The sequence below is a fragment of the Chryseobacterium daecheongense genome, from assembly GCF_003729955.1.
Taxonomy (GTDB): Bacteria; Bacteroidota; Bacteroidia; order Flavobacteriales; family Weeksellaceae; genus Chryseobacterium; species Chryseobacterium daecheongense.
The window spans coordinates 544,666-557,523 of sequence record NZ_RJTX01000001.1 but is presented as its reverse complement, the minus strand read 5'-3'; the positions used below and the strand labels follow the sequence as shown (position 1 = coordinate 557,523).

At 39.4% G+C, this 12,858-nt stretch carries 9 protein-coding genes; all 9 read right to left on the bottom strand.

The annotated features are described in order from the left end of the window. Positions 1-56: 56 nt before the first annotated feature. The 9 genes from EGI05_RS02555 to cysD all read right to left on the bottom strand — a co-directional run bounded on the left by EGI05_RS02555 (position 57) and on the right by cysD (position 12,855). Positions 57-1,574 carry a TSUP family transporter gene (locus EGI05_RS02555; RefSeq protein WP_123261495.1) on the bottom strand — a complete coding sequence of 506 codons (1,518 nt, stop codon included), beginning with the start codon at positions 1,572-1,574 and terminating at the stop codon, positions 57-59. Positions 1,575-1,578: 4 nt separating this feature from the next. Then, positions 1,579-4,455: a TonB-dependent receptor gene (locus EGI05_RS02550; protein WP_123261494.1), complete on the bottom strand. Its 2,877-nt coding sequence runs from the start codon at positions 4,453-4,455 to the stop codon at positions 1,579-1,581. Between the two features lie 133 nt (positions 4,456-4,588). Next, on the bottom strand, positions 4,589-6,262 hold the full coding sequence (cysI, locus tag EGI05_RS02545; RefSeq protein ID WP_123261493.1) for an assimilatory sulfite reductase (NADPH) hemoprotein subunit: 1,674 nt from the start codon (positions 6,260-6,262) through the stop codon (positions 4,589-4,591). 30 nt (positions 6,263-6,292) lie between these two features. Then, the gene (locus EGI05_RS02540) at positions 6,293-8,002 is read right to left on the bottom strand and encodes a diflavin oxidoreductase (RefSeq protein WP_123261492.1); all 1,710 of its coding nucleotides are present in this window, start codon (positions 8,000-8,002) and stop codon (positions 6,293-6,295) included. Beyond that, complete coding sequence (gene cobA, locus EGI05_RS02535; RefSeq protein WP_123261491.1) at positions 7,992-8,837, bottom strand: uroporphyrinogen-III C-methyltransferase; 846 nt, start codon at positions 8,835-8,837, stop codon at positions 7,992-7,994. The genes EGI05_RS02540 and cobA overlap by 11 nt, the downstream gene beginning before the upstream one ends. 17 nt (positions 8,838-8,854) lie before the next feature. After that, entirely contained in the window at positions 8,855-9,766 is a 912-nt protein-coding gene (cysK, locus tag EGI05_RS02530) for a cysteine synthase A (RefSeq protein ID WP_123261490.1), read from the bottom strand. A gap of 31 nt (positions 9,767-9,797) precedes the next feature. Beyond that, positions 9,798-10,628 (bottom strand): serine O-acetyltransferase EpsC, encoded by an 831-nt coding sequence (epsC, locus tag EGI05_RS02525; protein ID WP_185144947.1) that lies wholly within the window; start codon positions 10,626-10,628, stop codon positions 9,798-9,800. 3 nt (positions 10,629-10,631) lie between these two features. Further along, positions 10,632-11,870: a sulfate adenylyltransferase subunit 1 gene (locus EGI05_RS02520; RefSeq protein WP_123261488.1), complete on the bottom strand. Its 1,239-nt coding sequence runs from the start codon at positions 11,868-11,870 to the stop codon at positions 10,632-10,634. A 76-nt stretch (positions 11,871-11,946) separates the two neighbouring features. Beyond that, entirely contained in the window at positions 11,947-12,855 is a 909-nt protein-coding gene (cysD, locus tag EGI05_RS02515) for a sulfate adenylyltransferase subunit CysD (protein WP_123261487.1), read from the bottom strand. Between the last annotated feature and the right edge of the window lie 3 nt (positions 12,856-12,858).

Here is a 12,858-nt window from a genome sequence, read left to right as displayed (position 1 = left end):
TATACATATTGGCAAAAGCCGGCCTTATTCAAAATTACAAATTTAAATATGGATATTTATAACAACGACTTCATTATAGAAATAAGGCTCATAATAATCACTACAATACCCACTACCACAAACATTTTCTTTGTAGGTAATCTGGAAGTAAGCATTGCAGAAAAAGGAGCCGTAAAAACACCTCCTAACAAAAGTCCTAATACAATATTCCAATGGTGAATCCCGATGGTAAAAATGAACGTTACAGCACTTGTTATAGTGAGCAAAAATTTGGCTACCGTTGAGCTGCCTACCACATATCTTGGAGTTCTCCCCTCTTTGATCAGTGTTCCGGTAACCAACGGGCCCCATCCTCCTCCTGCAAAAGAATCAATGAATCCGCCAGTGAATCCTAATATTCTGAGATTGGTTTTCCTTTTAAACTGAACAGGAGTTTCACTTTTTTCTTTGTAAGCATTCCTTAGAATATTCAATCCTAAGTATAAAGTATAACATGCAATGATAGGCTTTACAATATGAGCGTAATATTCGCCGTAATGAGATAAGGTTAATGCTCCTGCTACTGAGCCCGCAATGGCTAAAGGAAATAATATCCAGACCATTTTTTTATTGACATTTCCCAGCTTATAATGACTAAAGCTTCCAGCAGCTGTTGTAAAGGATTCAGCAGAGTGAATACTTGCACTCACGACCGGCGGTGGAACATTTAATAACAGTAAAATGGTGGTACAGATCACTCCATATCCCATTCCCATTGATCCCGCAACGATTTCCGCCAGGAAGCCAGCCAACAGCATCCAGTAAAAAATATGACCGTCTTTATTGAGAAAATTCTGGATGTCTCCTGAAAGATTGAATTGATAAATAATCACACCCAAGATTCCGAAAAGAATCAAAACACCGATGATTCCCAGGTAAATATTGGCTCTTTTCTGCACTGTTTTGGTGATTCGTATCAGCTTCTCCATTTCCAGATCGGATGGAGTACTATCCTCTTTTTTCTCATTAAGGTATTGGGTGGTAAGCTTGTTGAGTTCTTTTACTTTGTAATCAAAATCTCCTTTCAACTGGTTGCGGATATCCTGCATATTGTCCAATACATTATCTATTTCATCCGGAATGCTCTCAGTTAACATTTCACGGACTCTTTTAGCAATGGTTGGTGATTTTCCGTTGGTAGATACTGCAATTTTAAGATTCCCTTTTCTGACAATTGACCCTAAATAGAAATCACATAATTCCGGCTTATCAGCAATATTAACAAGCAATTTCCGGGTATGAGCTGTTGTCCGGATCTGCTCTGCCAAATCCACATCATTCACTGCTGCTATTACAAGCTCTACCCCATTGAAATCTTCATATTGATAAGCTCTTTCATGGATGAGGAGATTCGGATAAATGTCCTGTAAAGTTTTAATTTCAGGGATGATTTCTTTAGCCACTAATGTAATAGGTGTTTCCGGAGAATTCACCAGAACGGATTGAAGTTTTTCCAGCGCAACTTTTCCGCCACCGATTATCAGTAGTGATAGCTTTTCAAGCTTAAGAAATACAGGATACAAAGTATTGCTCATTGTATTAGAGTTTTAAATCATACGTGAAGGCTAAATAATATAAGCCTCCGATTTCTGGACCTGCGGCATATTGAAAATAACGACGGTTCAATAAGTTGGTAGCTCCTATTTTAACCTGGGCTTTAATTTCTGGGATTCTCCATGTTGCCTGTGCATCTATCGTATAATAGGCAGGAATATCTCCTGAGGCCAGTGGACTTTCCCATAAGAATGCATCCTGCCATCTTGCGACAATCGTAAACCCTATATTTTTAATAATTTCCCTGTTTCCCACACTTACATTTACCGTCCATTTAGGTGTATTGAAAGAGGTGATGAAGAGATCTGATCTGTTAGAAGATATAAGGTCATTATAAGACACATTCGCGTTGATATTATAATTTTTGATAAGGTTATAGCGAATTCCCAGAGAGGTTCCATAGCTTTTATAGGTACTGTTGCTGTTGGTGTAAACTCTGTATCGGTCTTGCTTGCTGCGGTCAAGCATATCAAGGACGGCCTGATCAGTACCTACTTTCCCGTTTTTAGGAACTGCTACTTCCACTTGCCCCAGGAAACCTTCGTAAATGTTATAATAAAAATCCCAGTCGATCACAAGCCTATTATTAAAAAATACTGATTTATATCCTACTTCAAAAGAGTTGATCTTTTCCGGTTGTAATTTTTGCAGATTAGCTACCACTAAAAGATTTTTCCTGTCCAAAGCAGCCTGGTTCTGTGTGGCTCCTTCATCTACAGCCGCATTCACAGCTGAGGTGAACTGATCTATAGAAGCTAAAGTGTAAGAGTTTTCAAGATACCCTAATCCTTCATTGACTTTCGTGAGTCCTCCCACTCTTCTCACATTCCCGTTATTCACAAAGGAAAGGGCTTCAAATAAGGATGGAAAACGGAATCCGTTTTGAAAGGACGCCCTGAAATTATGCTGATTTACCGGAGAATAAACAATACTTATTCTGGGATTGAACTTGGTTTCAAATTCCGGATTTCTGTCGATACGCAAAGCCAGATTAACTTTTAATTTATCGCTGAAGAAAAGTTCGGTAAGCTGTGCAAAAACACCATATTTCTGGTAGGTTACATCTCTACCGAATGTACCGTCAGCTAATGGGATATTTCTTTCAGCGACAGGCCTGTTAAAATCCACAAAATTGTTCCCATCCGGTGTGATGCTGTACAAACGGTAATCAACCCCAGCCAAAAGATTGAATACTTTCACAAACCTGCTGAAGTCATAAGTGATTTCTCCCTGATAAAAACGGGATTTCTGTTCCAGTTTTGCTCCACCTGTAGCCGGAGCCCCGGAAATTCCTGCATTGGCTGAATCCCAGTTGTTGATTCCGATAATCGTATTCTTTAACTGTTCAAAAGCAGCAGTACCGGGAACTGCTCTATTCTTATCAGCTTCCTGTCTTGCCAGAATGAAGGCATCATTCAGGCTGACACCAGCATTAAGATTATTCTGTAAAGTAGATTGAAATATATTTCTCCAATTGGTGTTGGAAAGATTGGAAAGATCGAGATTATCTGCCAAAGGTTTAAGGTTATAGGAATCTCCCATATTTTCAATGGATACATAGGCTCTGAATGTAAGTTCTTTACCGGTAAGCTCAACTTTATGATTCTGAACTGTTGCATTTTGAAGACGGATTTTGTTTCCTCTTTGAAAGGTTCCATCCAGCAGTCCATAACGATAAACATAAGATGTTCTCCATTGATCTCCGAAACGGTAATATAATCCGGCATCAAATTTTATATTTTTCACTTCAGGGCTTACTAAATCTTTTTCAAGATATCCAGTTCGTGAAACATTAAAAGTTGTAGGTTTTCCATTATAATTTACCTTTACCGCTACTCTGTTGTTCCTTTCGTCTCCGTATTTATTCCAGAGATCTTCAGCAGGATTATTGATAAAAGAGAAATTAGGGTTGGCTGTAATTAATGGATTAGCATTTTGATCGGTGTGGTTATCTGAAATCCAGTCGATACCATTAAAATACGAAGCATTGATCTTGACTGCTAAGTTTTTATTGAAAGCTTTGGCAAATCTGATAGCACTCTCTCCTAGTGGAGCAGTTTGATGGCGGAGATTGTCAACATGATTCACTCCGCCACGGAAATAGACACTCAAACCTTCGGAAGTGAACGGGTCTTTGGTCTGGAGGCTGGCCAATCCGTTAATGGCATTCATTCCGTACAGAGCGGATGCAGCACCGGGAGTGACTTCCATAGACTGAATATCCAATTCCGTTGGTCCTATTGCATTTCCTAACGGAACTCCCAATGTGGCCGACTGAACGTCTACTCCATCTACCAATTGCATAAAACGGAAATTATTAGGAGAATTGAATCCTCTTGAATTGGGAACCTTTAATGTAAGGCTTGAAGTTAAAAGCTGTAATCCTTTTACATTTTCCAGTGTTTCATAAAATGAGGAAGCTGGGCTTTCACGAATGGTTTTGATATCTATTTTCTCAATTGCAATGGGTGACCTCAGTACTTTTTCAGGAACACGGGATGCTGAAATAACCACTTCATTAATGATAGTGTTTTGTGGATTGAGCTCTATGGCAATCTTATTGGATAGGGAAAGAATTTCTACCATCTGGTTAGTAAAGCCTTCTTTACTGACCACTATCCTGAAAGGGATTTTCACTCTTGTTCTCAGAACAAAATGTCCTTCCTGATCTGTAAGGGCTATATCCTGCGTATTTTCAACCTGTACCTGTACGCCGGTGAGGCCTTTCTGGGTGTCAATATGCTTAATAATTCCACTTACTTCTATAAGTTGTTGCTGTGCCTGTACAATATTAATAAATAAAAATGTGACTAATAATAGGGATATTTTGGGCAGAAAATAATTCTGTCTGTTCTGTTTCATTGATGATCATTTTAGGTTAATAAGAATGTGTAGTAATATTTAAAATAAACAGCACATACACATTCGTATCCCTAAAAGCTGATGATAGAGTTTCTTTGATTTTGTCTGACGGTAAAGAATATTGATCATATATTTATTTTGCGGTTTGTAAATAGCGATATGAGAAATCACCAAATGTTTCTTCTGCATTTCTTTCTTTTACATAAATCCCGAAGAGCTGATCCAGAGTTTCAAGGATTTCGTCTTCCCCTATATTGTCTTTAAATTTTGTATTGAGACGCAATCCCAATCGGTCTCCACCAATGTGCAGATTGTATTTACCATAAGCGGTCCCCACAAATCCTATTTCTGCATTGGGAGATCTTCCGCAACCGTTGGGACACCCCGTCATACGAATAGTGATATCTTCTTCTAAAAGCCCATATTTTTCAAGAATAGGTTCTATTTTCGTTACCAAGGACGGCAGATAGCGTTGTGCTTCTGCCAAAGCCAATGAACAGGTATTTAAGGCAACGCAGGCTACAGAATTTTTGCGGAGAGCACTTGCATTTTTGGTATAACCGGAAATTCCATATTCACTTAGAAGAGCTTCAATTTCTTTCTTATCTTCTTCTGTAATATCAGAAAGAATAAGATTCTGATTGCAGGTAAAACGGAAATTAGCCTTTCCTGTTTCGGCAATCTTTAATAATCCGGATTTTAACGGGTACCCTTTAGTATCAAGAACTCTTCCATGTTCAACGAACAAAGTATAGAACCATTTTCCTTCATGATTCTGTATCCAGCCATAACGGTCTTTTCTTTGTTCAAATTTAAATTCCCGGGCAGGTTCAAAAGCAAAGCCGGTTCTTTTTTCCACTTCTGCTCTGTATCCATCTATTCCAAGTTTATCGATGGTGTATTTAAGCCTTGACAATTTTCTGTCACTCCTGTTTCCGAAATCTCGCTGTACCGTGATGATTTCATAAACAGCCTGTAAAGCTTTTTCCTCCGTATCTACAAACCCGAGGACTGAGGCAAGTCTAGGATAGGTGGCTTCATTTCCATGGGTGGCACCCAATCCTCCTCCTGCAGCAATATTGTATCCAATAAGCTGATTGTCTTCAATAATAGCGATAAGTGCAATATCATTGATGAATACATCTACATCATTATTGGGAGGTATTGCAATCCCGATCTTTAATTTTCTGGGCAGATATCTGTCCTGATACAGCGGATCTTCTTCTGCTTTTCTGTCTATCAGCAATTCATCATCAATCCAGATATCATAATAGGCTTTAGTTTTAGGCAAACACATTTCGCTTATTTTTCCGGCTAGCTCATATACTTTCTGATGTAGAGGTGATTCAGAAGGATTGGAAGTACAGGTTACATTTCTGTTCACGTCACCACAGGCTGCAATAGAATCCAGATGCTGCAGATTGAATTGCTGAATGGTAGGTCTTAAATGAGATTTTAAAATACCGTGTAGTTGAATGGTTTGTCTCGTTGTAATTTTTATGGTTCCTGTAGAATGTTTTCCGGCCACTTCATTCAGTCCGATCCATTGTTCCGGAGTTAAAAAACCTCCCGGGAGCCTTAACCTGATCATGTAGGAATACAGCCATTCTAACTTTTTAGCCACACGCTCTTCCCGTCTGTCACGGTCATCCTGTTGATACATCCCGTGAAACTTGATTAAGGTCTGATCATCTTCCCGTATCGCACCGGTAAATTCATCTGCGAGACTTTCCTTTAACGTACCTCTAAGTCCATTACTTCCGGTTTTAATTCTTTCTACCGGGGAAAGGTTATCTTTATTGCTCATTGTTCAATTTATTTTTATTTCAGAATACAATTAATACACGTCTTTGGCATAGCGTCCGCTAAGCTCTAATTCTTCAAGATAAATCCGGGCCTCTTCCTGGTTTCGTTTTCCCTGGTTTTGGATAATATTTATTAGGGTTTCTTCAACATCTTTGCTCATCGGATCTTTGGTTCCGCATACATACAGGGAAGCTCCTGCTTCCAGCCATTGAAAAACTTCCTGGGCTTTTTGTTCCAGTTTATGCTGTACATAGACTTTTTGTGAAGTATCTCTTGAAAAAGCAATATCCAGGTGGGTTAATGTTTCCGTTTTTAGAAAATCCTGGATTTCTGATTGATAAAGAAAGTCTGAAATAAAATTCCGGTCTCCGAAGAACAGCCAGTTTCTTCCTTCTGCACCTGCTGCATCCCGTTCCCAAAGAAAAGATCTGAAAGGAGCGATTCCTGTTCCCGGTCCTATCATGATGATATCTTTATCGGATTGAGGAAGTTTAAAGTGTTTAGTTTCCTGTATATAAAATTCAAACTCGTTCCCTTCCTGGAATTCACTCAAGAATCCGCTGCATAATCCATTGCGTTTCTGATCATCAATCTGGTATTCCGATTTGGCTACCGTGATGTGGATTTCAGTATCTCCATGCGCTTCCGGAGAGGAAGAAATAGAATATAAACGTGGAGCCTGACTGGTGAGAATGGCAATTATTTCTTCAGATTGTTCTGCATTTTTCACAGGATATATCCGAAGCAGATCAAGAAGACCTAAACGGATTTCCGGAATTTGATGTCCTGTAATCATTGCATATTGGGCGACAGTAGTTTTCAGAAGGTAACTGATATTAAGATGCTTATATAAAAGCTCTTCTGCACTGGCGGTAACTTTTGAGGTTTTGATCTGTTTTTCAGGATCAATGCCTGTCAATGCAATGATTTCATCCACTACGGTTTTTGGATTGAAAGGAACTATTCCCAATGCATCTCCCGGTTGATAAGTGATGGCCTCATCCGTTTCTATTTCAATATGGTAGGTTTCTTTCTCGGAAGTAATGTCGTTGAGATTGATGATGTTGGAAACCGTTCCCCAGTATTTTTTTCTTCCTGTTGAAATTTTTGGCGCTGAAACGCTTTTTGGGTTTTTTGCCGAGGTCTTTGTAACCACTTCAAAGATATGTTCTATCCATTGATAAGCCTCCTGTTCATAATCAATATCACATTTTTTCAATGGAATGATACGTTCTGCGCCTAATATTTCGAAACGGAAATCAATATCCTCTCCTGTTTTGCAAAACTGTGGATAGCTGCTGTCTCCTAAGGCGAGAATTCCAAATTTGAGCTGGGTAAGAATCAATTCGTTTTCATGAATATGATCATAGAATTTCTTAGCCAGCATAGGTGGCTCTCCCTCTCCCTGTGTACTGATGATCACAAAGAAAAATTCTTCTTTGATGAGGTCTTTAGGTTTGTATTGGGAAAGATCCGCCAATTTTACCTGGATCCCTTTTTTCTTGATGATTCCGGCAAGCTCTGTAGCCAGCTTCTTACTGTTTCCGGTTTCCGTACCGTATGCAAGTGTAATTTTCTTTACGGTAATTTCATGGTCCGGATTGTTTTGTAAGGCAGGCTGAGCAATACCGACGGGTGCTCCGGCAAGTCCGGCAAGATAACCGCTTGCCCAGATGGTTTCGTCCCTTGAAAAATCACCGGATATTTGTTTGAGGATATTGAATTTAGTTTCAGACAGCATATTGAAAAAGATTTTGAGTTGTTGGGATGAGACTTCCGTTAACGACCGATTTGAAGTAAAGGTCTTCCTCTTTAGCATTTTCCAGCCAGGAAAATTCTTCATGCAAACGGACTACTTCGCCAATAACCACCAATGAAGGAGAAATAAAATCCTTATCAGCAAAATTGGCCTTAAAATCATCAAAAGAAGAAGTATATACTTTTTGATAGGGGGTTGTAGCCTGTTCAATGATGGCAATTTTTTTATCCCTGGAAATATTGAGATCTATCAGTTTTTCCACAAGGCTGGATAGGTTTCCTTTAGACATATAAAAAACAAGAGTGTCATTCGTAACCGCTAATTCATTCCAATAGTTCTCATCAAGGATCTCAGATTTATAATAGGTAAGAAAACGAACCGAAGTGGCATGATTCCTGGCCGTTAAGGGCATTCCCGCATAAGCTGCTGCTCCTAAAGCTGCCGTAATCCCCGGAATGATCTCATAAGAGATCTTATTCTGTTTTAAGGTTTGCAATTCATCCAGAATATTGGAAAAAATGGAAACATCACCCCCTTTAAGCCTTACTACATTCTTGTTCTGAAGAGCATAATCAACTATTAATTCGTTGATAAGAGCTTGAGGAGTAGATGCATTTTTACTGCATTCTTTACCTACGTATATGATTTCTGCATTTTTATTTGCGTATTGTTGTAAAATTTCCGGGCTCACGAGGCGGTCAGACAGGATGATTTCAGCTTCAGCAAGGGCTTTAACCGCTTTTACAGTGATGAGATCAGGGTCGCCGGGCCCTGCACCGATAAGGTAAACCTTTGGTGTTTTGATAGTTGCGTTCATTGTAATGGGTTTAGAGGTTAGAAGAGTCCTTCAATGGACAGGTATCTTTCGCCTGTATCGTAGTTAATTGTTAAAATTTTTGATCCTTTAGGTATTTCATGAAGTTGTTTTGCTACTGCCGCTAAGGCTGCTCCTGTAGAAATTCCTACAAAAAGTCCCTCTTTTTTGGCAGCATTAATGGCATATTCAAAAGCTTCTTCTTTTCCTGCTTTGATGATTCCGTCCAAAATTGAGGTATCCAAAATGGATGGGATGAATCCGGCGCCTAACCCTTGTAAAGGATGTGGTGCAGGTTCTCCGCCGCTTAAAACGGGTGAAAGCTCCGGTTCTACAGCAAGAACTTTAAGGTCAGGATATTTTTGTTTTAACACTTTGGCAATTCCTGTGATATGTCCGCCTGTTCCTACTCCGGTAATGATGTAGTCTAGCCCGTCAGGAAAATCATTCAATATTTCCTGAGCCGTTGTTTCAATATGAACCTGTACATTGGCGGGGTTATCAAATTGCTTGGGGATCCATGAATTGGGAGTTTCCTGGGCCAGCTCATTGGCTTTTTCAATGGCTCCTTTCATTCCCTTTTCTCTTGGAGTCAACACAAATTCTGCTCCATAGGCTTCCATGATTTTACGGCGTTCCACACTCATACTTTCGGGCATGACGAGAATAAGCTTATACCCTTTTACTGCGGCTACCAAAGAAAGCCCGATTCCTGTGTTTCCACTGGTAGGTTCTATAATTACACTTTCTTTGTTTAATAATCCTTTATTTTCTGCATCTTCAATCATAGCCAAGGCAATCCTGTCTTTGATGCTTCCTCCCGGATTACTTTTTTCCAGCTTGATCCATACTTCATGATCAGAATTAAATAGCTTATTGATTTTTACTACTGGTGTATTCCCGATTGTTTCTAGGGTGTTTTGGAATTTCATGCCGATTCAATTTTATGTTGTTTTTATTGATTTATATAACAAAGGTTAAAGATTCCGGTAAGGAGCTGTTATCCTTGATTTTTATTTCACTTTTATGATAAACCAGAGAATGGGAAGGCACATCTTGGGTTATCCAGACGTTTCCGCCAATTATGCTTTCTCTGCCTATGGTTGTATTTCCTCCTAAAATGGTGGCTCCTGAGTAAATGATGACATGGTCTTCAATATTCGGGTGCCTTTTTTGGTTGGCGTTCTCTTTGGAAACATGTAAAGCACCCAATGTTACCCCTTGATAGAGTTTTACATGATTTCCGATAATGGTTGTTTCTCCAATCACAATTCCGGTTCCGTGATCAATGAAGAAATGATCTCCTATTTTTGCTCCCGGATGGATATCTATTCCGGTCTTGCTGTGGGCATATTCCGAAATGATGCGCGGAATGATTTTGATTTCCTGATTCCATAGCTGATGCGAAATCCGGTAGGCATAGGTTGCAAAAAATCCCGGATACGCCAAAAGAATCTCTTCCAGTGATTCTGTGGCCGGATCAAATTCAAGAATGGCGTCTGCGTCTAAGATCAGCTTATCGTATATTCCGGGTAATGCCTCAAAAAAAAGATCAGCCTGCTGTTCTGCAAGAATTTTATCTTCTGTGATACTGTTGATCAAATTTAAGAGAGTGTTATGCAGTCTTGCGAAATCTTTTCTTAATTTGTCTTCAGTATGAATGTGCTGTGGAAGAAAAAGCACCTTGTATAGTTCTTTGACAAAAACTTCAGTGGTGTTTTTGTCAAAAAAGCCAATAGAATTGCTCTGTTTCTTCTTGAAAATCTTTTCAATGAAATATTCTGATGTTTCCATTATTTACTGAATTATGCATGCCGCAACCGTTGAATTGGAAGTTTCATCCACCAAAATGGCAGATCCTGTTCTCTTATTGTTGATAAAACTGTCAAAAACTAATGGTTGTGCTGTTCTAAGGGTAACTTTTACAATTTCATTAAGCCTGATATCTCCTTCTGCTTTTTCATGTGCGAGGGTATTGACATTGATTTTATAATCTACTTCTTTTACTACTGCTTTTAGGAGCCTGCTGTGATGTTGTAGCAAATACTTATTCCCGGGTTGGAGGGATTTCTGGTCAAGCCAGCATAATAAAACTTCTACATCTTTTTCAACATGAGGAAGTTGCTCGGTAGTAGTGAAGAAATCCCCTCTGCTGATATCGAGGTCATCCGATATATGTAATACCACAGGCTGCCCTTCAAATGCTTCATCTGCTTCTACTCCATTGATTTCAATTTTGGATATCTGAGTGGTAAGACCTGCCGGAAGGATGAAAATTTTGTCTCCTTTTTGAAATTGTCCACTCACGATCTTTCCCGCATATCCGCGATAATCATGCAATTCTTCCGTTTGAGGGCGGATAACATATTGAACCTGGAAACGGTTTCCGTTATCAGACTCTTCATTAAGCTCAACATTCTCCAAATATTCCAGTAAAGAGCTTCCTTCGTACCAATCTGTCTTAGAGGATAATGAAACAATGTTGTCTCCTTTAAGTGCTGAGATCGGGAAATAACTCACATTATTCAAACCCAGGTTTTCTGCTATTTTTGAATAATCGTCCTGTATAGATTCATATACTTCCTGGGAATAGTCAACCATATCCATCTTGTTAATGGCCACTACCACTTTTTTCAGTTTCAGCAATGATGCAATAATGGAATGTCTTCTAGTCTGCTCGATCACTCCTTTACGGGCATCGATCAGGATGATCATTAAATCCGAGTTGGAAGCGCCGGTAATCATATTCCTCGTATATTGAACGTGTCCCGGAGCATCAGCAATGATGAATTTCCTTTTTGGTGTTGAAAAATACCTGTATGCTACATCAATGGTAATTCCCTGCTCTCTTTCCGCACGCAATCCGTCTGTTAAAAGGGCGAGGTCTACCCCATCTTCATTTTTATTTTTAGAATGCTTTTCCAGGACTTCTAACTGATCCTGTAAAATACTTTTGCTATCGTAAAGCAGTCTGCCGATCAGGGTGCTTTTCCCGTCATCTACACTTCCTGCGGTTATAAATCTTAAAATATCCATATTATTTTTATTAATGATAATTCATTCTCAACTGCATATTTTCAAAATCATTTATCAATTTTATTGTATCATTTATTTAAAAGTAGCCTCCTTTTTTACGGTCTTCCATTGCTGCTTCTGTAACTCTGTCATCGATTCTTGTCTCCCCGCGCTCAGAAATCCTGGTGGCTAGAATTTCGTCGATCACTCCATCTATCGTATTGGCATCAGACTCCACAGCGGCGGTACAGGTCATATCTCCCACTGTGCGGTAACGGATCTTTTTTGTGGTGATAATGTCATCAGATTCTAATTCTGCAAATGGAGAATTGGCAATCCACTGTCCGTTAAGATCTACCACTTCTCTTTCATGAGAAAAGTAAATGGAAGGAAGCTCTATTTCTTCTCTGCGGATATAATTCCAGATATCCAGCTCTGTCCAATTACTGATCGGAAATACCCTCACATTTTCTCCTTTATGAATTCTTCCATTGAAAATATTCCATAATTCCGGACGTTGAAGCTTAGGGTCCCATTGTCCGAATTCATCACGAACGGAAAAAATCCTTTCCTTGGCACGTGCTTTTTCTTCATCTCTTCGGGCTCCTCCGATGCAGGCATCAAATTCAAATTCCTCAATAGTATCAAGCAGTGTGAAGGTTTGCAGCCAGTTTCTGCTTGGAAATTTTCCTTTAGGTTCTGTCAGCTTTCTGGTTTTAATGGTGTCCTCAACTTGTCTGACTACTAAATCCACTTCGAGCTGGTTCACTAACTTATCCCGGAAGTGTAAGACCTCCGGGAAGTTGTGACCGGTGTCTATGTGTACAAATGTGAAAGGGATTTTTCCGTGGCGGAATGCTTTTGACGCCAGATGTGCCAGAACAATGCTGTCTTTTCCCCCGCTGAACAGCAATGCAGGGCGTTCAAATTGTCCTGCCACTTCCCTTAGGATGTAAATAGATTCGGATTCTAATTGATCTAAATAATTGAACTGATATGTTGACATGTT